Here is a 22,554-nt window from a genome sequence, read left to right as displayed (position 1 = left end):
ATGTTCCACGACAGGAGTTGAGTATGGAATTCAGTAACCCCTTCGATAACCCGCAGGGACAGTTTTACATTCTGCAAAATCCCCAACGTCAGTTTAGCCTTTGGCCACAGCAGTGCTCACTTCCTGCTGGCTGGAATATCGCGTGCGAACCGCAATCTCAGGAAGCCTGCCAGCAGTGGCTGGCGGCGAACTGGACCACGCTGACGCCGGCACAATATGCCGATGTACAGGAGGCAAAATGACTCAGCACTTACCGTTAGTCGCGGCCCAGCCTGGGATCTGGATGGCAGAAAAACTCTCCACTTTGCCTTCACCGTGGAGCGTCGCGCACTACGTGGAATTAACCGGTGCACTGAACGCGCCGTTGCTGGCGAAAGCGGTCGTCGCCGGTTTGGATCAGGCTGATACCCTGCGGATGCGGTTTAGCGAAGACAACGGCGAGGTCTGGCAGTGGGTTGATCCTGCCATTGTTTTTGCTGAACCTGACATTATTGATCTGCGTACAAATAGCAGTCCACACGAAGCCGCTCGTGCGTTAATGCAGGCCGATCTGCAGCAAGACATACGTGCCGATGGCACAAAACCGCTGGTCTGCCATCAGCTTATTCAGGTGGAGGATAACCGCTGGTACTGGTATCAGCGTTATCATCACTTACTGGTGGATGGCTTCAGTTTTCCGGCTATTACCCGACAGATAGCGGCAATTTACCGGGCATGGCAGCGTGGCGAACCCACGCCAGCATCGCCTTTTACACCCTTTGCCGAGGTAGTGGAAGAGTATCAACAGTATCGCCACAGCGAGGCGTATCACCGTGATGGCGCATTCTGGGCCGAGCAGCGGGGACAACTGCCACCACCCGCTTCGCTATCGAGTAAACCGCTACCGGGAAGGTCTGCCAGCGCGGACATTATTCGTATGCAGTTGACCGCGCCCGACGGTGCATTTCGCCAGCTTGCCGCGCGTATGCCAGACGTTCAGCGTGCGGATTTAGCGCTGGCGCTGGTGGCGTTATGGCTGGGGCGTTTATGCAGCCGGATGGATTATGCTGCCGGGTTTATTTTCATGCGTCGTATGGGGTCGGCAGCGTTAACGGCAACCGGGCCGGTATTAAATGTTCTGCCATTTGGCGTGAAGCTGGATGCGGCAGAAAGCTTGCCTGCGCTTGCACAACGACTGGCGGGACAGCTGAAGAAAATGCGTCGTCATCAGCGTTATGATGCGGAGCAAATTGTGCGCGACGGTGGTCGCGCAGGCGGTGAAGAAGCGCTGTTTGGTCCGGTACTGAACGTGAAAATCTTTGACTATCAGTTGGATATTCCCGGCCTACAGGCGCAAACCCATACGCTGGCGACGGGGCCGGTTAACGATCTCGAACTGGCGCTGTTCCCGGATGAAAACGGCGGTCTGAGTGTTGAAATCCTCGCCAATAAACAGCGCTACGATGAAGCGACGCTGGCCCAACACGCGCAGCGGTTAACCGCGCTGATGGGGCAGTTCGCCGAAAATCCGGCGCTGCGCTGTGGTGATGCCGACATGCTGTTGCCGGTAGAACAGGAACAGCTGGCACAAATAAACGATACGGCCGTTGATATTCCATTCACCACGCTCAGTGCGCTGGTGGCGGATCAGACCGCTAAAACACCGGATGCGCCAGCGTTGGCTGATGCCCATTATCAGTTCAGCTATCGCGAGATGCGTGAACAGGTTGTGGCACTGGCAAAAGTGCTGCGTGAGCGCGGCGTGCGGCCGGGGGACAGCGTTGCTGTGGCACTACCGCGCTCTGTTTTTCTGACGCTGGCGCTGCACGGTATTGTTGAAGCCGGTGCCGCCTGGCTGCCGCTGGATACCGGCTATCCGGACGATCGTCTGCGGATGATGCTGGAAGACGCACGCCCCACGCTGTTGATAACCACCGATGAACAACTATCCCGCTTTCGCGATATTCCGGGGCTGGACAGCATGTGCTATAACGCGCCGCTGCCGGGCGGTGATACTTCGCCGTGCGCATTATCGCGCCCAGAACATACCGCCTACATCATCTTTACCTCGGGATCGACCGGCAGACCCAAAGGGGTGATGGTGGGGCAAATCGCCATCGTTAACCGCCTGCTGTGGATGCAAAATCACTATCCGCTGACCGCCGATGATGTGGTGGCGCAAAAAACACCGTGCAGTTTTGATGTCTCGGTGTGGGAGTTTTTCTGGCCGTTTATTGCCGGGGCAAAACTGGTAATGGCAGAGCCCGAGGCGCATCGCGACCCGTTGGAGATGCAGCAGTTCTTCGCTTTGTATGGGGTGACGACCACGCACTTTGTGCCGTCGATGCTGGCGGCGTTTGTTGCATCACTAACGCCGGAAACGGCGCGGGAAAGCTGCGCCACGCTGAAACAGGTGTTCTGCAGCGGCGAAGCCCTGCCAGCAGAGTTGTGCCGTGAGTGGGAACAATTGACCCAGGCACCGTTGCACAATTTGTACGGTCCGACCGAAGCGGCGGTGGATGTCAGCTGGTATCCGGCATGCGGAGACACGCTTGCCGCTGTAACTGGCAACAGCGTGCCGATTGGCTATCCGGTGTGGAATACCGGTTTACGCATCCTGGATGCCATGATGCGCCCGGTACCTGTTGGCGTGGCGGGCGATCTGTACCTGACCGGGATCCAACTGGCGCAGGGATATCTGGGGCGACCGGACCTGACAGCAAGCCGCTTTATTGCCGATCCGTTTAACGCCGGTGAACGTATGTATCGTACCGGGGATGTGGCGCGCTGGCTGGAAAATGGCGCGGTGGAATACCTCGGGCGCAGCGATGACCAGCTTAAAATTCGCGGGCAGCGTATTGAGCTGGGCGAGATTGATCGGGTGATGCAGATGCTACCTGATGTCGAGCATGCTGTTGCCCATGCCTGCGTATTCAACCAGGCGGTGGAGACTGGTGGCGATGCACGCCAACTGGTGGGGTATTTGGTGTCGCAATCGGGTTTACCGTTGGATACGTCTGCGTTGCGGGAAAGTCTGCGTGAAAAACTGCCTGCGCATATGGTGCCGACGGTGCTGTTACAGTTGGCGGAATTACCGCTCAGTGCCAATGGTAAACTGGATCGTAAAACCTTGCCGATGCCGCAACTGACGCCGCGCGTGGCAGGACGCGTGCCACGTGCGGGCATCGAATCCACAATTGCTGGAGCCTTTTCTGCACTACTGGGTTGCGAGGTCAATGATGTGGAGGCTGACTTCTTTGCGCTGGGCGGACATTCGCTGCTGGCAATGAAGCTGGCAGCGCAGTTGAGCCGGGTTTTTGAGCGTCAGGTGACACCCGGGCAGATAATGGTCGCCTCTACTGTTGAACAATTGAGCGCACTGCTGGAGAGCACTGATGATGAACAGTCGCAGCGTCTGGGGTTTGAAGCGCTGCTGCCGCTACGTACAAGCCACGGTCCAACGCTGTTTTGCTTCCATCCGGCGTCGGGTTTTGCCTGGCAGTTTAGCGTGTTGTCGCGCTATTTGAGCCCTGAATGGTCAATTATTGGCATCCAGTCGCCACGACCACATGGACCGATGCAGACGGCGGCAAATCTTGATGAGGTCTGCGAGTATCATCTTAAAACGTTGCTGGAGCAGCAGTCTCATGGCCCCTACTATTTACTGGGGTATTCTCTGGGCGGTACGCTGGCGCAGGGCATTGCTGCACGCTTGCAGGCGCGGGGGGAAAGGGTTGCGTTTCTGGGACTGCTGGATACCTGGCCGCCGGAAACACAAAATTGGCAGGAAAAAGAGGCCAATGGGCTGGATCCAGCAGTGCTGGCAGAAATCGATCGTGAGCGCGAGGCGTTTCTGGCTGCGCAGCAGGGGAACGCTTCTGACGCGCTGTTTAGCGCGATAGAAGGCAATTACGCCGATGCGGTTCGTCTGTTAGCCACCGCGCACAGCGTGCCTTTTGACGGTAATGCCACGCTGTTTGTAGCCGAACGTACGCTGCCTCAGGGCGTCAGTCCGGAGCGCAGCTGGTCGCCGTGGATATCCAGTCTGGATATCTATCGTCAGGACTGCGCGCACGTCGATATCATTTCTCCCACCGCGTTTGAGAGGATAGGGCCTGTAATAAATAGGCTTGTTAATCACCTCGCATAGCAAAGATTATTGGCTATCGCATTCTCTGGATAACTCCATAACGGTAACAAATGTTGTGGAGTTGTTTCTTTTTTGTTTTTATTTGGTTTATTCATAATGCTTAATAAATTCCGAATATTATATTTGGTAGGTTTTTTGGGCAAAGAGTGTTTCGGATAATTCTGACTAGCTGGTAGAATTCGACTACAAGAATGTTTTTCTACAGGCAAAGATTTCAGGTTACACAACATGTCATCACTCAATATCAAGCAAGACAATGATTCGGAATTTACTGCTTATCCGCAGACGACGGTAAACAGTAATGAAATTGATTTAATAAACCTGCTTGAGATTTTATGGCGAGCCAGGACAAAAATTGTTGCAACTGTTTTCGCTTTTGCCTGCGTGGGGATTTTGGTCTCTTTCTTGCTGCCGCAAAAATGGACCAGTCAGGCGATTGTTACCCCAGCTGAAGCCGTGCAGTGGCAGAAACTCGAGAATACGTTGACCAAATTGCGCGTGCTGGACATGGACATTAACGTTAGCCGTGATGATGTATTTAACATGTTTATCAAGAAATTTCAGTCGCCATCGCTTTTGGAAGCGTATCTGCGTTCTTCGCCTTATGTGATAGAACAATTGAAAGGTGCCGAAATCGACGAAATGGACCTGCATCGGGCGATTGTCAGACTCAGTGAAAAAATGACCGCAGTTGACAGCAACGTGAGTAAGAAGAATGAAACTTCGCTCTACACCGCATGGACGCTGAGCTTTACCGCGCCAATGGCACAAGAAGCGCAGGAGGTACTGGCGGGCTATATCCAGTATGTTTCTAATATTGTTGTGAAAGAAACGTTGGAAGATATTCGCAATAAGTTGACAACTAAAACCAGTTTTGAGAAAGAAAGACTGGAAATGGATCGCGAAAGGCTTAAAAACCAACTGGCCGCAAATATTCAGCGTCTCAACTACTCGCTGGAAATTGCTAATGCTGCAGGGATTAAAAAACCAGTTTACAGCAACGGTCAGGCGGTAAAAGATGACCCTGATTTCTCTATTTCGCTAGGGGCTGATGGTATCGCGCGGAAATTAGAAATTGAAAAATCGGTAACAGATGTTGCAGAGATCAACGGTGAATTACGCAATCGCCAATATCATGTTGAACAGCTGTTAGCGATGAATGTGAAGGATGTCAACTTTACGCCGTTTAAATATCAACTTTCCCCTTCGCTACCGGTGAAAAAAGATGGTCCAGCCAAATCAATGATCGTTATTCTGGCGGCTTTACTCGGTGGTATGGTGGCGTGCGGTGGGGTTCTACTGAATTATGCCGTGATGTCGCGTAAACAACATGCTGCCTTTTTGGGCGATCAGTTAGTGTAAGTTATTGCGTATGGCGGCGAGATAGCCGCCATACGATTCATCCTGTTATTTTTGGCGTCCAAGCGGCACCACCAGTGGCGTACCGGCAACCGGATCGTCGATTATCATGCAGCGTAGGCCGTAGATATTTTCGATAAGCTGCGGCGTGACAATCTCCTTCGGCGCACCCTCGGCAATAATCTTCCCTTCCCGAAGCGCTATCAAATGTGTGGCATAACGGCAAGCCTGGTTCAGATCGTGCAAAACGGCGGCCAGTGTATAGCCCTTCTCGCGGTTTAACTCACTGAGCAGTTCCAGCAGATCAATTTGGTGACTGATATCCAGCCAGGTGGTGGGTTCATCGAGCAGCATAATCGACGTTTCCTGCGCCAGTACCATGGCTATCCAGGCTCGTTGGCGCTGTCCGCCGGAAAGGGTATCCACACTTTGCGCCGCCAGGTGGGTGATTCCGGTGGCTTTCATGGCGTTCACAACCGCGTCCTCATCCTCTTTACGCCAGCGGGTAAATAATGGCTGATGGGGATAACGTCCGCGAGCAACCAGCTCCTGCACGGTAATATCGCCCGGCGTGGTGGCATTTTGCGCCAGCAAACCAATTCTGCGTGCGACTTCTTTACTGGCGTAATGTTGAATATGTTCCCCATCCAGCCAGACTTTGCCGTGCGCGGGCGTCATCAGGCGACTCAATGTGCGCAGCAGCGTCGATTTTCCACAGCCGTTGGGCCCAATTATCGCGGTGAAGTGGCCGTTGGGGATCGAGACGTCGAGGTTTTCCGCCACGGTAAATTTGCCATAACCCAGCGTTAACTGGTCGCCACGCAAACGGGCTACTGATTCGGTCATTTTTTGCGGGACTCCTGAATTAACAAGACGATAAGGTAAATACCGCCGAGACTTACGGTAACAACACCAACCGGAAGCTGATAAGGCAAAAATAACTGCTGAGCGCATAAATCGGCCATCAGCAATAACAGTGCGCCGCACAGCGCCGACTGGGTTAATCCCCAGCGCGCGGTGCCGCTAAGACGACGAGCGATGTGCGGTGCGACAAGTGCAATAAACGAAATAGGACCCGCCAGCGCAGTGGCTGCGGCGGTCAGCACGACGGCTACCAGCATCATCATCAAACGCGAGCGTTCGACGCTGACGCCCAGAGCACAGGCGCTGTCATCGCCCATTTCCAGCAAGCGCAGCCGGCGCACCAGCAGCGTGGCGCATACCAGCATCACAATAATCAGTGGTGCAGACGGCCAGGTTTTCGCCCAGGTCAGGCCGTTGAGCGATCCGGCGTTCCACAGCCCAGCCGTCAGCGCGGTTTCTAAGGAGGCCTTCAACAGCAGCCAGGTGTTAAACGCCACCAGCATGGCGCGTATGCCGATGCCAATGATAATCAGCCGAAATGTTTCTATTCCGTTGCGCCAGGCCAGCGCCCACACCACCAGTGAAGTCAGAACCCCGCCGAGCATGGCGGCCAGCGCAATGGCGGTAAGATGTTGACCAAACAGCACCATCGCCACCAGTACACCGCTCCAGGCTCCGGTATTGAAGCCCATCACGTCTGGGCTGCCAAGCGGGTTGCGCATCAGTGACTGGAATATCGCGCCGCTTACACCCAGCGCCGCGCCAATCAGCAGGGCCATCAGCACGCGCGGTAAACGCCATTCGGTCACCACCAGCGTGATGCTGCGCGGCGCATCGCCCAGCAGGGCGGCAATTATCTGCTGCGTTTCCAGCGTCACGACGCCGCTACGCAGGCTCCACAATCCGATGGCGATGCAGCCCACAACCAGTAGCAGGCAACTGATAATCAGTCGACGAGAAAGGTGCATCATGAGCCACCCCCGCGCGGCTTACGGCGTACCAGAAAAATAAGCACTGGCGCGCCGATAAACGCACTGACCACCGACACGCGTAGTTCACCGGGAACAATTAGGCGACCAATGATATCGGCAATTAAAAGCAGGGAAGGGGTTGCCAGTAAGGTGACGGGTAGCGACCAGCGGTGATCGGCCCCCACCAGCCAACGCGCCATATGCGGCATCATCAGGCCGATAAAGGCGATAGGGCCGACAATCGCGGTAGCGCTTCCGCACAGTACGGTGATTGCCAACAGACCGATAAACTGCGTTCGGGCCACTTTGCTGCCCAGCGCGGTGGCGGTATCCGTGCCCAGACTCAGGCTGTTCAGACCACGGCTGAGGAACAGGGCAACGGCACCGGCAATAACGACCGGGATCAGGACCACCTTCAGGGTTTGCAGACTGCGAATATCCAGCGAACCGGCCTGCCAGAAACGCAGCTGATCGTAAACATCCGGGTTGAGCAGGGCGATGCCGCTGGATAACCCCTCCAGTACCGCCCCTAGCGCAACGCCTGCCAGCGTCAGGCGTACCGGACTGAGCTGTCCGCCGCCCTGACTGCCGGTAAATGCCACAATCAGCGACGCGGCCAGCGCCCCAGAAAAGGCCATCAACAGTTGCTCCTGCGGGGAGGAAAAGCCGAATAGCGAGGCGCCCAGCACAATGGCGAAGCTGGCCCCGGAGTTGACGCCAAGAATACCGGGGTCTGCCAGCGGATTACGGGTGAGCGTTTGCATTAATGCGCCAGCTAGGCCCAGCGCACTGCCAGCGAGCAGTCCTGCTAGGGTGCGTGGGAGTCGCGCGTCCAGCACGATGGTGCAATTGGCGCTTTGACAACTGCCGGTGAGTGCATCCAGCACCACGGAGGCAGGGAGCGACTTCGCGCCAATAACCAGACTTAATGCCGTGGTGACAACAAGTAATAACAACAGTCCGGACACGGCGAAGGCGCGCGTCGCGGAAACAGAGCATGACATATCAACTATCCTTGATAATGATAGTAATTATCGTTATCGATCTTATTTAGGTATGTTAGCATGTGCAGCCATTGAATGGATATTGAAAAAGTACCTGGTAAGGCTCTGTAATGAATCGACAATCCTGGCTGCTTAATCTCAGCCTGTTAAAGACCCACCCTGCATTTCGCGCCGTTTTCCTTGCCCGTTTTATTTCCATCGTCTCTCTGGGGCTACTCGGCGTGGCGGTGCCGGTACAGATCCAGATGATGACTCAGTCGACCTGGCAGGTCGGCTTGTCGGTGACGCTTACCGGCAGCGCGATGTTTATTGGCCTGATGATTGGCGGGGTACTGGCCGATCGCTACGAGCGCAAAAAAGTGATCCTGTTGGCACGTGGAACCTGCGGTATCGGCTTTATTGGCCTGTGTCTGAACGCGCTGCTCCCGGAACCGTCGCTGTTGGCGATTTATATCCTGGGCTTATGGGATGGTTTTTTTGCCTCGCTGGGTGTGACGGCGCTGCTGGCGGCGACCCCCGCGCTGGTTGGGCGTGAAAACCTGATGCAGGCGGGGGCTATCACCATGCTGACGGTGCGCCTGGGATCGGTGATATCACCGATGATAGGTGGGGTGCTGCTCGCCACCGGCGGCGTGGCGTGGAACTACGGTCTGGCAGCCGCAGGTACCTTTATTACCTTACTACCATTGCTGAGCCTTCCTGCGTTGCCACCGCCGCCGCAGCCGCGTGAACACCCGTTGAAATCCCTGCTGGCGGCGTTTCGTTTTTTGCTTGCCAGCCCGCTGATTGGCGGCATTGCGCTGCTTGGTGGATTGCTGACCATGGCCAGCGCCGTGCGCGTGCTTTATCCGGCGTTGGCGATTAACTGGCAGATGTCGAGCGCCCAGATTGGTCTGCTGTATGCGGCGATCCCGCTGGGGGCTGCTGTCGGCGCATTAACCAGTGGACAACTCGCTCACAGCGTGCGTCCCGGCTTGATTATGCTGGCCTCAACCGTGGCATCTTTCCTCGTGATTGGCCTGTTTGGGCTGATGCCGGTCTGGGAATTAGGCGTGGTCTGCCTGGCGCTGTTTGGCTGGCTGAGCGCGGTGAGTTCTTTGTTGCAATACACCTTGTTACAGACACAGACGCCAGAAGTGATGCTCGGTCGTATTAACGGTTTGTGGACCGCGCAGAACGTCACTGGTGATGCCATCGGCGCTGCGTTGTTGGGTGGTCTGGGCGCGATGATGACGCCGGTCGCTTCGGCAAGCGTCAGTGGATTTGGCCTGGCGATCGCAGGTCTGCTGCTGTTGCTGTTGCTCAATGAGCTACGTCGTTTCCGTCAGACGCCGCCAGAACTGGCGTGAGGCATCAGGCCGGATGGGGCGTAAACCGCATCCGGCACGAGCCATTAAAACAGTGAGGAGAAGCGTTGCAGCAGCAGTGTGGCGCTGTAGTAGTCCAGACGGAAGGTCTCTGTGCCCAGCGCGTAGACGCGTTTATTCTGCACGGCAGGCAGGTGTGCCAGCAGCGGATTCGCGTAAATAGCGTCGGCATCTTTGTTGTCGCCCGCGAACAGGAACAGCGCTTCGCCATTCAGCCCGGTCGCCAGGTTCTCACCGCCAAGTTGAACGATATCGTGGCGCTTGCCCTGACTCTGGCTGGTGTGCAGCCCGGCTGGCAGCGGCGCTAATGTGAAACCTAACTGCTCCATTAACTTGCCCTGCGCAGATTCCGGCGTCCACAGGTTGGCACTGTGCGCGGCGGCGGTGTACACCAGTGCGTTTACCGGCTGTGGCGGCAGGGTAATGCGTTGTTTAACCGCCTGCAGTTGCTTATCAAACTCGGCAATACGTGCCGCCGCCTGTTGTTCATGCCCGGTGATGTCACCTAACTGCGTCAGCAGCGATTGCCAGCTTTTGTCGTCGTAATTAATGATAAGCGTGGGCGCAATGGTGGACAGTTGCTCGTACAGCGCGAGGGCAGAATCACCGCCGGTGGCGCTTACCAGAATCAGATCCGGCATTTGTGCGGCAACGGCTTCGGCGCTTGGTTCGCCAATATATAAACGGCTCAGCTTACGGGCTTTTGCCACCTCGCTCCACTGACGTAAAAAACCCTGAGCATCGCCGATACGGTTGTTCGGCGTAGTGGCTCCGCTGGCGATAACGGGGGCATCAATCGCCAGCAGCGAACCGGTCAGCGTCACGCTGGTGGAGACAATGCGCTGCGGCTTATGTTCCAGCGTGTGGGTTCCACGACTGTCGGTGACCTGACGCGGCCAGTCAGCGGCCTGGCTTAAAGAAATTCCTGAAATAGACAGTCCAACCAGTAAGAGCGTGGTTCGGTAAAACGCGGGGAGTCGCACGAATAAGCTTCCTGTTATCAATATAGTTAATGCTTCTCATTTTCATTGTTAGTGGGCGGGGATGCAAGCCTAAGTCGCACATTGTGTTACCGCAAGAGTTGACATACCGGCGCTTTGCTTTTAGGTTAGCGACCGAAAATATAAATGATAATCATTATTAAAACCTTTATCATTTTTGGAGGATGATATGGATACGTCACTGGCCGAGGAAATACCGCAGACTATGGCAACACTTGCTCCCGACAGTTTTTTCTTTATGTCGCCGTACCGTAGCTTTACGACGTCAGGATGCTTTTCCCGCTACGCGGAACCGGCAATTAATGGGGATTCACTGGACAGCCCGTTCCAGCAGAAAATGCACGCCCTGTTTGCTGATGCCAAATCGCAGGGTATCGCCAATCCCATCATGGTAGGGGCCATTCCCTTTGATACCCGCCAGCCGTCGTCGCTGTTTATTCCTCAGTCCTGGCAGAGCTTCTCCCGCACGGCAAAGCAACGATCATCGCGCTATTTTACCGCTCATCAGTCGCTGAACGTCGTAGAACGTAAATCGATCCCCGAGCAGGAATTTTTTGAACAAATGGTCGCTCAGGCCGCGGCACGGACGGCGACCCCGGAAGTTGACAAAGTGGTGCTTTCACGCCTGATTGATGTTACCGCCGACGTCAACATTGACAGCGGTGCGCTGCTGGAGCGTCTGGTGGCGCAAAATCCGGCGAGTTACAACTTCCATGTACCCATCGAAGACGGCGGTGTATTGATCGGCGCCAGCCCGGAACTGCTGTTGCGTAAAGACGGTGACCACTTTAGCTCACTGCCGCTGGCGGGCTCTGCGCGGCGTCAGCCGGATGATGTGCTGGACAGGGAAGCGGGTATTCGCCTGTTGGCCTCCGAGAAAGATCGCCATGAACACGAGCTGGTGACGCAGGCCATGAAAACCGTACTGCGCGATCGCTGTCGTGAACTGCAACTGCCGTCTTCTCCTCAACTGGTCACTACGCCTACGCTTTGGCATCTCGGTACGCCGTTCGAGGGTAAAGCGAACGCCCAGGAAAATGCCCTGACGTTGGCGTGCCTACTGCATCCAACGCCTGCGTTGAGCGGTTTTCCGCATCAGGTTGCGCGCAAGCTGATTGCCGAGCTGGAGCCGTTTGATCGCGAACTGTTCGGCGGCATCGTCGGTTGGTGTGATGCGCAAGGCAATGGCGAGTGGGTGGTGACGATCCGCTGCGCGAAGCTGCTGCGCAGTCAGGTACGTTTCTTCGCCGGTGCCGGCATTGTGCCTGCCTCATCCCCGGTTGCGGAGTGGCGCGAAACGGGCACCAAGCTTTCCACGATGTTGAATGTTTTTGGACTGCATTAAGGAGCGATAATGAGTATTCCTTTCACCCGTTGGCCGGAAGAGTTTGCCCGCCGCTACCGTGAAAAAGGCTACTGGCAGGATTTGCCGCTGACCGACATTCTGACCCGCCACGCCGATAGCGACCAGACGGCGGTGATTGATGGAGAACGCCATCTGAGCTACCGCCAGCTTAACCAGGCGGCAGACAATCTCGCCAGCAGCTTGCGTCGCCAGGGCATCAAATCCGGTGAAACCGCGCTGGTGCAGTTGGGCAATGTGGCTGAACTGTATGTCACCTTCTTCGCGCTGCTCAAGCTGGGGGTTGCGCCTGTTTTTGGGCTGTACAGCCATCAACGCACCGAGCTCAACGCCTACGCGACACAAATTAAACCGGCACTGCTGATAGCTGACCGAGCGCATACGCTGTTTACCGAAGATGATTTTTTGAACACATTTGTTGCCGAGCACAGCTCGGTACGCGTGGTTCTGTTGCTCAATGACGAGGGTGAACACAACCTGCAAAACGCGATAAGTCAGCCTGCGAATGACTTTACCGCCACGCCATCACCTGCCGATGAAGTGGCGTATTTCCAGCTTTCCGGCGGCACTACCGGGACGCCAAAGCTGATCCCGCGTACCCATAACGATTATTACTACAGTGTGCGTCGCAGCAACGAGATTTGCCATTTCACAGGGGAAACTCGCTATCTGTGCGCAATTCCGGCAGCGCATAACTACGCCATGAGTTCACCGGGCGCGCTGGGCGTGTTCCTTGCGGGTGGAACCGTGGTTCTGGCGGCCGATCCAAGTGCCACGCTGTGTTTCCCGTTGATTGAACAGCATCAGGTAAACGTCACAGCGCTGGTACCGCCCGCCGTGAGCCTGTGGTTGCAGGTGATTGCGGAGTGGGGCAGCAATGCGCAGTTGGCATCGCTGAAATTGCTACAGGTTGGCGGGGCGCGCTTATCCGCGACGCTTGCCGCCCGCATTCCGGCGGAAATAGGCTGCCAGTTGCAGCAGGTATTCGGTATGGCGGAAGGGCTGGTGAACTACACCCGCCTGGACGACAGCCCTGAGCGCATCATCAATACCCAGGGTCGTCCTATGTGTCCGGATGACGAGGTCTGGGTGGCAGACGCTGACGGTAATCCTTTGCCACAGGGCGAAACCGGACGCCTGATGACCCGTGGTCCGTACACCTTTCGTGGCTATTTCAATAGCCCTGAACACAATGCCAGCGCCTTTGATGCCAACGGATTTTACTGCTCAGGCGATCTGATTGCTATCGATCGGGATGGCTACATCACCGTACAGGGCCGCGAGAAAGATCAGATCAACCGGGGCGGGGAGAAGATCGCCGCCGAAGAGATTGAAAACCTGTTACTGCGCCATCCAGCGGTAGTTCATGCGGCGCTGGTCAGCATGGACGATGAACTGATGGGCGAGAAAAGCTGCGCCTGTCTGGTGGTGAAAGAGCCGCTGCGCGCGGTACAGGTGCGCCGTTTCCTGCGCGAGCAGGGCGTGGCGGAGTTCAAATTACCGGACCGCGTCGAGTGCGTGGCGTCGCTGCCGCTTACCCCGGTCGGAAAGGTGGATAAAAAACAATTACGTCAGTGGCTGGCATCACGTTCGCTGGCCTGAAGGAGAAAAAGAGATGGCAATTCCTAAACTGCAGGCTTATGTGCTGCCCACGGCGCTTGATATTCCAGCCAACAAAGTTGACTGGGCATTTGAACCTGAGCGCGCTGCACTGCTAATCCATGACATGCAGGACTACTTTATCCGTTTTTGGGGCGATAACTGCCCGATGATGGAGCAGGTGGTAGCCAATATCGCCGCTCTACGCCAGTACTGCAAAGCGCATAACATTCCGGTCTATTACACCGCCCAGCCAAAGGAACAGAGCGATGAAGACCGCGCACTGCTGAACGATATGTGGGGACCGGGACTGACGCGCTCACCTGAACAGCAGAAAATCGTTGCGGCACTGGCACCGGATGAAGCGGATACCCTCCTGGTGAAGTGGCGCTACAGCGCGTTTCATCGCTCCCCGCTGGAAGTGATGCTGAAAGAGACCGGGCGTAATCAGCTGATTATTACCGGCGTCTACGCGCATATTGGCTGTATGACCACGGCAACCGACGCGTTCATGCGCGACATCAAGCCGTTTATGGTGGCCGATGCGCTGGCAGACTTTAGTCGCGACGAACACCTGATGTCGCTGAAATATGTGGCAGGACGTTCTGGTCGGGTGGTGATGACGCAGGATTTATTGCCGACGCCGGTGCCCGCCAGCAAAGAGGCGCTACGCAGCGTTATTCTGCCGTTGCTGGATGAGTCCGACGAGCCGTTGGATGACGAAAACCTGATCGACTACGGTCTGGATTCGGTACGTATGATGGCGTTGGCTGCTCGCTGGCGCAAAGTGCATGGCGATATCGACTTCGTCATGCTGGCGAAAAATCCGACCATTGATGCCTGGTGGAAACTGCTTTCCCGCGAGGTGAAGTAATGGCTGGATTCGATTTTGTCGGTAAAACCGTCTGGGTCACCGGTGCGGGTAAAGGCATTGGCTACACCACGGCGCTGGCGTTTGTTGACGCGGGCGCGCGGGTGATCGGGTTTGATCGTGAGTTCTCTTCAGTCGAATACCCGTTTGCCACTGAGGTGATGGACGTCGCGAACGCGCAGCAGGTGGCACAGGTGTGTGGGCGTCTGATGGCGAACACCGAGCGGCTGGATGTGTTGGTCAATGCCGCAGGGATCCTGCGTATGGGACCAACCGATGCACTCAGCGTTGAGGACTGGCAGCAAACCTTCGCCGTCAACGTTGGCGGCGCGTTCAACCTGTTTCAGCACACCATGGCACAGTTTCGCCGTCAGCAGGGTGGGGCGATTGTCACCGTTGCATCGGATGCGGCACATACGCCACGCATCGGCATGAGCGCTTATGGCGCGTCAAAAGCCGCACTGAAAAGCCTGGCATTGACCGTCGGTCTGGAGCTGTCGGCTAGCGGTGTGCGCTGTAATGTGGTTTCGCCGGGCTCGACCGACACCGATATGCAGCGCACGCTGTGGGTCAATGACGATGCGGAACAGCAGCGTATTCGCGGGTTTGGCGAGCAATTTAAGCTCGGCATTCCGCTGGGAAAAATCGCCCGTCCGCAGGAAATCGCCAACACTATTTTATTCCTCGCCTCCGATCTGGCCAGCCATATCACCTTGCAGGATATCGTGGTGGACGGCGGCTCGACGCTGGGAGCGTAACGATGATCTGGAAACGACACCTCACGCTCGATGAACTCAATGCGACCAGCCAGAACACGCTGGTGGCGCATTTGGCTATTGTCTATACCCGTCTGGGCGATGACGTGCTGGAAGCCGAAATGCCGGTGGACAGCCGCACCCATCAGCCGTTTGGCCTGCTGCACGGCGGCGCGTCGGCGGCGCTGGCTGAAACGCTGGGATCGATGGCGGGCTACCTGATGACCCGCGACGGACAATGTGTGGTCGGTACGGAACTCAATGCCACGCACCATCGTGCGGTATCGCAGGGAAAAGTGCGCGGAGTGTGTCAGCCGCTGCATCTCGGACGTCAGAATCAGAGCTGGGAAATCGTCATCTTTGATGAGCAGGGACGTCGCTGCTGTACCTGCCGTTTAGGCACGGCGGTGATGGGGTGACATTGTCGACAACGTAAAATGAAATTGCAGGGTTAACAGGTAAATGAAGTGATCTAGTTAACACTGCAATGTAAATAGTCAGTGGTGTCTCGGGTTTATGTGGTTGTCAGGTTGTTAAATTCAGAAAAGGTGTTATAGAAACAAAATGTAACATCTTTCTGGATCACGCAAACGGACAACAACTATGAATAATTCAGGGAAATACCTCCTCTGGACATTGCTCTCCGTTATCGGAGCATTTGCCCTGGGATATATTGCGTTAAACCGTGGTGAACAGATCAACGCGCTGTGGATTGTGGTGGCGTCGGTCTGTGTCTATCTTATTGCCTACCGTTTTTATGGCCTGTACATCGCGAAAAATGTGCTGGCGCTGGACCCAACGCGTATGACGCCAGCGGTGCGGCATAACGACGGTCTGGATTACGTTCCTACCGATAAAAAAGTCTTGTTTGGCCACCATTTTGCGGCGATCGCAGGGGCGGGGCCGTTAGTCGGGCCGGTGCTGGCAGCGCAAATGGGCTACCTGCCGGGCATGATCTGGCTGCTGGCTGGGGTGGTGCTGGCGGGTGCAGTGCAGGACTTTATGGTGCTATTTGTATCCACCCGTCGCGATGGTCGTTCCCTTGGCGAACTGGTGAAAGAAGAGATGGGTCCAACGGCGGGCGTGATTGCGCTGGTGGCCTGCTTTATGATTATGGTGATTATCCTGGCGGTGCTGGCGATGATCGTCGTGAAAGCGCTGACTCACAGCCCGTGGGGAACCTACACCGTGGCGTTTACCATCCCGCTGGCGATCTTTATGGGCGTTTATCTGCGCTATCTGCGCCCGGGTCGTATTGGCGAAGTGTCGATTATCGGCCTGGTGTTCCTGGTGTTTGCCATTATTTCCGGCGGCTGGGTGGCTGAGAGCCCAACTTGGGCACCGTATTTTGACTTTACTGGCGTACAGCTAACCTGGATGCTGGTGGGTTATGGTTTTGTGGCTGCGGTGCTGCCGGTATGGCTGCTGCTGGCACCGCGCGACTACCTCTCTACCTTCCTGAAAATTGGGACTATTGTTGGTCTGGCAGTGGGTATTCTGATCATGCGCCCAACGCTGACCATGCCTGCGTTAACCAAGTTCGTTGACGGTACCGGTCCGGTTTGGACGGGTAACCTGTTCCCGTTCCTGTTTATTACCATTGCCTGCGGGGCGGTTTCTGGCTTCCATGCGCTGATTGCTTCCGGCACCACGCCGAAGATGCTGGCGAATGAAGGACAGGCTTGTTTTATCGGCTACGGCGGGATGCTGATGGAGTCCTTTGTTGCCATTATGGCGCTGGTCTCCGCGTGTATCATCGATCCGGGCGTGTACTTCGCGATGAACAGCCCGATGGCGGTGCTGGCACCTGCGGGTACGGTTGATGTGGTAGCTTCTGCGGCGCAGGTGGTCAGTAGCTGGGGCTTTGCAATTACCCCGGATACTCTGCATCAAATCGCCAATGAAGTGGGTGAGCAATCTATCATTTCCCGTGCGGGCGGTGCGCCTACGTTGGCGGTGGGGATGGCCTACATTCTGCACGGTGCGCTGGGCGGCATGATGGATGTCTCGTTCTGGTATCACTTCGCCATTCTGTTCGAAGCACTGTTTATTCTGACTGCGGTCGATGCCGGTACGCGTGCTGCGCGCTTTATGCTGCAGGACCTGCTGGGCGTTATCAGCCCAGGGCTTAAACGAACCGACTCGCTGCCGGCTAACCTGCTGGCGACGGCGCTGTGTGTGCTGGCCTGGGGCTACTTCCTGCATCAGGGCGTGGTTGACCCATTAGGCGGTATCAACACTCTGTGGCCGCTGTTTGGTATTGCCAATCAGATGCTGGCCGGTATGGCGCTGATGCTGTGTGCGGTGGTGTTGTTCAAGATGAAACGTCAGCGCTACGCATGGGTGGCGCTGGTTCCAACGTCCTGGCTGCTGATTTGTACCCTGACCGCCGGCTGGCAAAAAGCGTTTAGCCCGGATACAAAAATCGGCTTCCTGGCTATCGCTAACAAGTTCCAGGCGATGATCGACAGCGGTAACATTCCGGCGCAATATACTCAGTCACAGCTCACGCAACTGGTATTTAACAACCGTCTTGACGCCGGGCTGACTGTCTTCTTCATGGTTGTCGTGGTGGTACTGGGTCTGTTCTCTATTAAAACGGCGCTGGCGGCGCTGAAAGAGGACAAACCGACCTCGAAAGAAACGCCGTACGAGCCAATGCCAGAGAATGTTGAAGAGATTGTGGCGCAGGCGAAAGGCGCGCACTAATATTCTCTTAATCCACAAGCCCTCTCCTGAATGGGGAGGGCGTTTGTATTGCAGGGAATGACTATGTTTGAAACACTCGCAAAAGCCGGGAAATATTTAGGCCAAACCGCCCGCCTGATGATTGGCGTGCCAGATTATGACAACTATGTTGAGCATATGCGCATCACACACCCGGACCAGACGCCAATGACTTACGAAGAATTCTTCCGTGAGCGACAAGATGCACGCTATGGGGGCAAAGGCGGCGCGAAGTGCTGTTGATTAAAGCGTAAATGCCTCTACCTTCTCAAAAGCCTTGCGCAGCGTTTCCGGCGTTAACGCCACCGACAGCGCGTGAATAGATTCTACTGGGCGCAGGGTATGCGCGATGACCTTATCGATCTCAGCGCGATTATCAATATCCACGTCTAACTGGGCCAGACGGGTGGGGAGATTGAAACGTTGGTAAGCCGACGTGAGCTGAGCCAGCACATCATCTTGCCCCAGCAGCGCGCTTTGCACCAGGATGCCGTAGGCCACTTTGGTGCCGTGTAAAAATTTCTCGGTCTGCGGAAGTACCGTCAGGCCGTTATGCACCGAATGCGCCGCCGCCACGCGAGTGTAACGCTCGCCCAGACCGCCGACCATGCCGCCTCCAGCAATAATCGCATCCACCACATCGCAAAAAGCCTGAGTGAGTTTCCCCTGTTTTTTATCGTCCAGCGCTTGTTCGCTGCTGCTGAGCAGCACGTCGCGGATTGCCAGCGCGCCGTTGATCCCCAGACGTACGGTCAGCGGCAACGTTTCGGGCTGTGGTGCCAGAACGACCGCTTCGTACCACTTCGCCAGTGTGTCGCCGATCCCTGCCAGTAAATATTCCTCCGGTGCATTGAGTATTATCTGCGGATCCACCAGCACCAGAAAGTTAGCATCATCGAAAATGTCGAAGTGCAGTGCCTGACCCGCATCGTTGTACCACACGGAGAGCGGCGTCCAGGCCGCGCAGGTTGCGGCAATGGTTGGGATCGCCACGAAAGGTAAACCGAGACGACGGGCCAGCGCTTTGGCGGTATCGAGCAATGCGCCGCCGCCCACGCCAATCACCATGCTGCGGTTATCTCCGGCATCGTTGGCCAGTTGGCGAACGTCAGTTTCGCTGCAATGACCGGTAAACAGCAGATGTGTCGCTCCGGCAAGATTAAATGCATCCGGCAGAAAAGGTCGTGCTGCGACGATGGCGCGCTCGCCATACACCCAGACGGCGCGCGACAGCTGGTCGGGGGTGAAAAAATCATGCACTCTGGACAGGCTACCGGTGTAGGAAAAATAGTTGGCCGGGCCTGTGACGACGCGAATTTCGCTATGACTCATGTTGTGTTGTCCTTTTGGCTGTCCTGTCCACGCAGGTTATTTTTATATAGACGTCTGAACGTCTTGATTGCCAAATACTAACATCGTGTTATAGTGGCTTCAACCACAACATCACACGTCAGGATAACAATAATGAGTAATAACTCGCTGATTGTGCAGAGCAAACTCCCCAATTTGGGTACCACAATATTCTCGCAAATGAGTGCCCTTGCGCAGGAACATCAGGCGATTAACCTGTCTCAGGGATTTCCTGATTTTGACGGCCCACACTATCTGCAAGAGCGCCTGGCGTATCATGTGGCGCAAGGCGCGAACCAATATGCGCCAATGACGGGCGTGCAGTCGCTGCGTGAAGCTATCGCTGACAAAACCGCCGAGTTATACGGCTACAAACCGGACGCTGATAGTGACATTACAGTGACAGCGGGGGCGACAGAAGCGCTGTACGCGGCTATTACGGCCTTAGTGCGCCCCGGCGATGAGGTTATCTGTTTTGACCCGAGCTACGACAGTTATGCACCCGCGGTGGCGCTATCTGGCGGTATCGTGAAACGTATTGCGTTGCAACCGCCGTCTTTTCGCGTGGACTGGCAGGAATTTACCGCGTTGCTGAGTGAGCGTACCCGACTGGTGATCCTCAACACACCGCACAATCCCTCTGCCACTGTCTGGCAAAAAGCGGATTTTGCTGCGCTGTGGCAGGCCATTAAAACACGAGAAATCTTTGTCGTTAGCGATGAAGTCTATGAGCATATTTGCTTTGCCGCCCACGGACATGCCAGCGTACTGGCGCATCCTCAATTGCGGGAGCGTGCGGTTGCCGTCTCATCGTTCGGTAAGACTTACCATATGACTGGCTGGAAGGTGGGGTACTGTGTTGCGCCAAAATCCATTAGCGCAGAGTTACGCAAAGTGCATCAGTATTTGACTTTCTCGGTCAATACGCCGGCACAACTGGCACTGGCGGATATGCTGCGGGCTGACCCGACGCACTACCGCGACCTGCCCGCGTTTTATCAGAAAAAGCGAGACGTGCTGGTGAACGCACTACGCGATAGTCGGCTGGAAATCCTGCCCTGCGAAGGGACGTATTTTCTGTTGATCGATTACAGCGCAGTATCCCATCTTGACGATGTGGCATTTTGTCAGTGGCTGACCAAAGCGGTCGGCGTTGCGGCGATCCCACTGTCTGTTTTTTGCGCCGATCCTTTCCCACACAAACTGATTCGCCTGTGTTTTGCCAAGCAAGAATCGACGCTGTTGGCAGCGGCAGAGCGTCTGGCTGCACTGTAGCTATTTCACTGTCCAGGCTTTGGAAAATCGACGGTCGGCAAACAATTCTTGCAGGCCGTTGATTTGCTTCAAACGTAAAACCTCGTCGCTATCCATCCCGAGATCTTTACCTATTTTTTCATCGCTCCAGCCTAATTGTGACAGTTCGCGGACGATTTCAGACATCGCGCGGATTTGATGACGCCCGCGAGCACGGTTGTGACGAATTGTCGCGGCCATGCGTTCGTGGCGTTCGCGCTGTAAACAGGTGATAGGCAGATAACCTTTAAGCCGCGATTTCAGCGAGGATTTACTTTTGCCTAATTCATGTCGGTGAAAACCATCAATGATTTCATACTGTTCTTCTGTTGAATGAACCACAACAATAGGCTGTGTGAATCCATCCGCTTCGATAGACTTTAGCAACAGCTTTTTTTCTGGAGGGGCGACGTTATTAGGGTTGTAATCATTCGGTGAGATATGCTCATTTTTGACCCATAAAACACAATCTACTGGTTCTTCACGAAAAGGGCTGACACTGTGTATTGCAATCCTAAATTCATTGATAGCTTCAATTCGTTCTTCTTCTGAGAGACCAGAAAGAAAACCGGTGAGTTCCTGAGTTAGTCGCTGTTGCATAAGATTCCCCATTCCTGGCGTTTTGTTTTCATGCGCTCGTTATAACGTTGGTAATTTGTCGATTTTGTTGGGCTGAATGAAAGTGCCCGACACCAGTAATCATTATTTAGCAGTACTTTGCAGATCCGCCGCCATGAGGGAATATCTTTGGACCCAATATCACCCTCCTGATTTTGTGGAATGTCAACCATTCCTTTTTTCTTATACCACTGTATATAGACGGCGATTTTGTTGCGATAGTGCTCTGCGGTCTGTTCTGGCATGCTGTTTAATAGCAACATGGAATAATCTTGCCAGCTCAAATGTTCAGGTTTTAATATTTTCCGATGACCATAAAAATGGTTGTCATGACCGGCATAAATCCCTCCGCTTTTAACGCCGCTCGCGCGGGCACACATTGCCGCCCATCGCTGCGGCTCAATAACGTGGTACAGCCAGAGACCCTGGCGCTGTTCTGGGCCGAAAGGTTCGCAAATGCGCATATACCGTGTTGGGACACCTGCCTGATACATCAGATTATACAAGGGGTTGCACTGCATTTTTGTTTTAGCGAACCATGTCCATATATCGGCTGTTTTCCAGTCGTATATTGGATAAATATACCAGGTGTGTCCTCCGGGCGCGGCGGTAGTCCAGGGTTTATCATCGGAAAAGCGTTGCTTATGCGAGTTGGCAATAGCCACAAAACGATTATATGACTCATCGGCGCGGATCCCGACCAACATCGCGGCGGGGCGTTTTTCTGAAAACCAATCAGCGAACTCGCGAACGAATTGTTCGAAGGTCATTCCTGGTTGATAGAAATGAAAAAAATCGGGGTCGGTAATCGCATCCTCTGGTGGTTGGCGAACCCATTGTGTATTCGGTTCCCAGCATTGCCATTCAGGTTGAAATTGTGAGAGTGAATTTTGCGTAGTGAGAGGTAATGCAACCCAATAAAACTGCTCAATGACATCGGAATAATCATTTCGTAATGCCTGTACATAGTCGATAGTGCAGGAAAATTGAGCTTCCCAGTCTATAAATAAAACGTGAATTTTTTTATGTAGCTGGCGGGCTATCGTGGCCGTCAGATGCAGCATTAGCCCTGAATCTTTACCGCCTGAGAAGGAGACACACACACGAGGTAGCGTCTCAAGCGTCCAGGTGATACGTTCCTGTGCGGCTTCCAGAACATTTTGATTCAGAGGGATCTTATAAACAGACATATCAAATCCATATTAAAATTCATTATTTAAAGTCATAATAAATGGTTGTAATAAAATACGCTAGCTTACAGCATGCTTAGCATGCAATATGCA

At 54.9% G+C, this 22,554-nt stretch carries 19 protein-coding genes; 12 read left to right on the top strand and 7 right to left on the bottom strand.

The features are described from left to right. Positions 1-23 precede the first annotated feature (23 nt). The 3 genes from E4Z61_RS10660 to wzz(fepE) all read left to right on the top strand — a co-directional run bounded on the left by E4Z61_RS10660 (position 24) and on the right by wzz(fepE) (position 5,491). Positions 24-242 carry an MbtH family protein gene (locus E4Z61_RS10660; RefSeq protein WP_135322737.1) on the top strand — a complete coding sequence of 73 codons (219 nt, stop codon included), beginning with the start codon at positions 24-26 and terminating at the stop codon, positions 240-242. Then, positions 239-4,129 (top strand): enterobactin non-ribosomal peptide synthetase EntF, encoded by a 3,891-nt coding sequence (gene entF / locus E4Z61_RS10655; RefSeq protein WP_135322736.1) that lies wholly within the window; start codon positions 239-241, stop codon positions 4,127-4,129. The genes E4Z61_RS10660 and entF overlap by 4 nt, the downstream gene beginning before the upstream one ends. A gap of 228 nt (positions 4,130-4,357) precedes the next feature. Continuing rightward, entirely contained in the window at positions 4,358-5,491 is a 1,134-nt protein-coding gene (wzz(fepE), locus tag E4Z61_RS10650; RefSeq protein WP_135322735.1) for an LPS O-antigen length regulator Wzz(fepE), read from the top strand. Positions 5,492-5,536: 45 nt separating this feature from the next. Here wzz(fepE) and fepC read toward each other — a convergent pair whose 3' ends face one another. The 3 genes from fepC to fepD are packed head-to-tail and all read right to left on the bottom strand — an operon-like array spanning position 5,537 to position 8,327. Next, positions 5,537-6,334 carry an iron-enterobactin ABC transporter ATP-binding protein gene (fepC, locus tag E4Z61_RS10645; RefSeq protein ID WP_135322734.1) on the bottom strand — a complete coding sequence of 266 codons (798 nt, stop codon included), beginning with the start codon at positions 6,332-6,334 and terminating at the stop codon, positions 5,537-5,539. Beyond that, on the bottom strand, positions 6,331-7,323 hold the full coding sequence (gene fepG / locus E4Z61_RS10640; protein ID WP_167817547.1) for an iron-enterobactin ABC transporter permease: 993 nt from the start codon (positions 7,321-7,323) through the stop codon (positions 6,331-6,333). The genes fepC and fepG overlap by 4 nt, the downstream gene beginning before the upstream one ends. Then, positions 7,320-8,327 (bottom strand): Fe(3+)-siderophore ABC transporter permease, encoded by a 1,008-nt coding sequence (gene fepD / locus E4Z61_RS10635; protein WP_135322733.1) that lies wholly within the window; start codon positions 8,325-8,327, stop codon positions 7,320-7,322. The genes fepG and fepD overlap by 4 nt, the downstream gene beginning before the upstream one ends. A 110-nt stretch (positions 8,328-8,437) precedes the next feature. Here fepD and entS point away from each other — a divergent pair, with 110 nt between their 5' ends. After that, positions 8,438-9,676: an enterobactin transporter EntS gene (gene entS, locus E4Z61_RS10630; protein ID WP_135322732.1), complete on the top strand. Its 1,239-nt coding sequence runs from the start codon at positions 8,438-8,440 to the stop codon at positions 9,674-9,676. A gap of 44 nt (positions 9,677-9,720) precedes the next feature. On the opposite strand, the gene fepB is transcribed toward entS, so the two are convergent. Continuing rightward, a complete protein-coding gene (gene fepB, locus E4Z61_RS10625; RefSeq protein ID WP_135322731.1) occupies positions 9,721-10,677 on the bottom strand; it encodes a Fe2+-enterobactin ABC transporter substrate-binding protein in 957 nt (318 codons plus the stop codon). Between the two features lie 187 nt (positions 10,678-10,864). Here fepB and entC point away from each other — a divergent pair, with 187 nt between their 5' ends. The 7 genes from entC to E4Z61_RS10590 all read left to right on the top strand — a co-directional run bounded on the left by entC (position 10,865) and on the right by E4Z61_RS10590 (position 18,253). Then, entirely contained in the window at positions 10,865-12,040 is a 1,176-nt protein-coding gene (entC, locus tag E4Z61_RS10620; RefSeq protein WP_135322730.1) for an isochorismate synthase EntC, read from the top strand. A 9-nt stretch (positions 12,041-12,049) separates the two neighbouring features. Then, complete coding sequence (gene entE / locus E4Z61_RS10615) at positions 12,050-13,660, top strand: (2,3-dihydroxybenzoyl)adenylate synthase EntE (protein ID WP_135322729.1); 1,611 nt, start codon at positions 12,050-12,052, stop codon at positions 13,658-13,660. 13 nt (positions 13,661-13,673) lie between these two features. Then, positions 13,674-14,531, top strand: a complete 858-nt coding sequence (locus E4Z61_RS10610) for an isochorismatase (RefSeq protein WP_135322728.1) — start codon at positions 13,674-13,676, stop codon at positions 14,529-14,531. After that, complete coding sequence (gene entA, locus E4Z61_RS10605) at positions 14,531-15,286, top strand: 2,3-dihydro-2,3-dihydroxybenzoate dehydrogenase EntA (protein ID WP_135322727.1); 756 nt, start codon at positions 14,531-14,533, stop codon at positions 15,284-15,286. The genes E4Z61_RS10610 and entA overlap by 1 nt, the downstream gene beginning before the upstream one ends. Positions 15,287-15,288: 2 nt before the next feature. Next, positions 15,289-15,702, top strand: a complete 414-nt coding sequence (gene entH / locus E4Z61_RS10600; RefSeq protein WP_135322726.1) for a proofreading thioesterase EntH — start codon at positions 15,289-15,291, stop codon at positions 15,700-15,702. Positions 15,703-15,886: 184 nt separating this feature from the next. Next, positions 15,887-17,992 (top strand): pyruvate/proton symporter CstA, encoded by a 2,106-nt coding sequence (cstA, locus tag E4Z61_RS10595; protein ID WP_135322725.1) that lies wholly within the window; start codon positions 15,887-15,889, stop codon positions 17,990-17,992. 63 nt (positions 17,993-18,055) lie between these two features. Next, positions 18,056-18,253 (top strand): YbdD/YjiX family protein, encoded by a 198-nt coding sequence (locus E4Z61_RS10590; protein WP_135322724.1) that lies wholly within the window; start codon positions 18,056-18,058, stop codon positions 18,251-18,253. Here the strand turns inward: E4Z61_RS10590 and E4Z61_RS10585 are convergent, their stop codons facing one another. Continuing rightward, positions 18,254-19,342: an oxidoreductase gene (locus tag E4Z61_RS10585; protein ID WP_135322723.1), complete on the bottom strand. Its 1,089-nt coding sequence runs from the start codon at positions 19,340-19,342 to the stop codon at positions 18,254-18,256. Between the two features lie 132 nt (positions 19,343-19,474). Here E4Z61_RS10585 and E4Z61_RS10580 point away from each other — a divergent pair, with 132 nt between their 5' ends. Then, on the top strand, positions 19,475-20,635 hold the full coding sequence (locus E4Z61_RS10580; protein ID WP_135322722.1) for a pyridoxal phosphate-dependent aminotransferase: 1,161 nt from the start codon (positions 19,475-19,477) through the stop codon (positions 20,633-20,635). Here the strand turns inward: E4Z61_RS10580 and E4Z61_RS10575 are convergent, their stop codons facing one another. Both E4Z61_RS10575 and E4Z61_RS10570 read right to left on the bottom strand, forming a co-directional pair. After that, entirely contained in the window at positions 20,636-21,253 is a 618-nt protein-coding gene (locus E4Z61_RS10575; RefSeq protein WP_135322721.1) for an IbrB-like domain-containing protein, read from the bottom strand. Then, positions 21,238-22,461, bottom strand: coding sequence for a phosphoadenosine phosphosulfate reductase (locus E4Z61_RS10570; RefSeq protein WP_135322720.1), 1,224 nt, complete (start codon positions 22,459-22,461; stop codon positions 21,238-21,240). The genes E4Z61_RS10575 and E4Z61_RS10570 overlap by 16 nt, the downstream gene beginning before the upstream one ends. Between the last annotated feature and the right edge of the window lie 93 nt (positions 22,462-22,554).

The sequence above is a fragment of the Citrobacter tructae genome (genome assembly GCF_004684345.1).
Lineage (GTDB): Bacteria > Pseudomonadota > Gammaproteobacteria > Enterobacterales > Enterobacteriaceae > Citrobacter > Citrobacter tructae.
Note: the sequence above shows the minus strand (reverse complement) of the source record. Positions and strands in the feature narration are given on the sequence as shown.

Excerpts from the sequence above, each read along its gene's own strand:
- cstA (WP_135322725.1), top strand. The coding sequence starts at position 15,887 with ATGAATAATTCAGGGAAATACCTCCTCTGGACATTGCTCTCCGTTATC.
- E4Z61_RS10585 (WP_135322723.1), bottom strand. The coding sequence starts at position 19,342 with ATGAGTCATAGCGAAATTCGCGTCGTCACAGGCCCGGCCAACTATTTT.
- E4Z61_RS10570 (WP_135322720.1), bottom strand. The coding sequence starts at position 22,461 with ATGTCTGTTTATAAGATCCCTCTGAATCAAAATGTTCTGGAAGCCGCA.
- entS (WP_135322732.1), top strand. The coding sequence starts at position 8,438 with ATGAATCGACAATCCTGGCTGCTTAATCTCAGCCTGTTAAAGACCCAC.
- E4Z61_RS10660 (WP_135322737.1), top strand. The coding sequence starts at position 24 with ATGGAATTCAGTAACCCCTTCGATAACCCGCAGGGACAGTTTTACATT.
- fepC (WP_135322734.1), bottom strand. The coding sequence starts at position 6,334 with ATGACCGAATCAGTAGCCCGTTTGCGTGGCGACCAGTTAACGCTGGGT.
- E4Z61_RS10575 (WP_135322721.1), bottom strand. The coding sequence starts at position 21,253 with ATGCAACAGCGACTAACTCAGGAACTCACCGGTTTTCTTTCTGGTCTC.
- E4Z61_RS10610 (WP_135322728.1), top strand. The coding sequence starts at position 13,674 with ATGGCAATTCCTAAACTGCAGGCTTATGTGCTGCCCACGGCGCTTGAT.
- fepG (WP_167817547.1), bottom strand. The coding sequence starts at position 7,323 with ATGATGCACCTTTCTCGTCGACTGATTATCAGTTGCCTGCTACTGGTT.
- fepD (WP_135322733.1), bottom strand. The coding sequence starts at position 8,327 with ATGTCATGCTCTGTTTCCGCGACGCGCGCCTTCGCCGTGTCCGGACTG.
- entA (WP_135322727.1), top strand. The coding sequence starts at position 14,531 with ATGGCTGGATTCGATTTTGTCGGTAAAACCGTCTGGGTCACCGGTGCG.
- entF (WP_135322736.1), top strand. The coding sequence starts at position 239 with ATGACTCAGCACTTACCGTTAGTCGCGGCCCAGCCTGGGATCTGGATG.
- entC (WP_135322730.1), top strand. The coding sequence starts at position 10,865 with ATGGATACGTCACTGGCCGAGGAAATACCGCAGACTATGGCAACACTT.
- entE (WP_135322729.1), top strand. The coding sequence starts at position 12,050 with ATGAGTATTCCTTTCACCCGTTGGCCGGAAGAGTTTGCCCGCCGCTAC.
- E4Z61_RS10580 (WP_135322722.1), top strand. The coding sequence starts at position 19,475 with ATGAGTAATAACTCGCTGATTGTGCAGAGCAAACTCCCCAATTTGGGT.
- E4Z61_RS10590 (WP_135322724.1), top strand. The coding sequence starts at position 18,056 with ATGTTTGAAACACTCGCAAAAGCCGGGAAATATTTAGGCCAAACCGCC.
- entH (WP_135322726.1), top strand. The coding sequence starts at position 15,289 with ATGATCTGGAAACGACACCTCACGCTCGATGAACTCAATGCGACCAGC.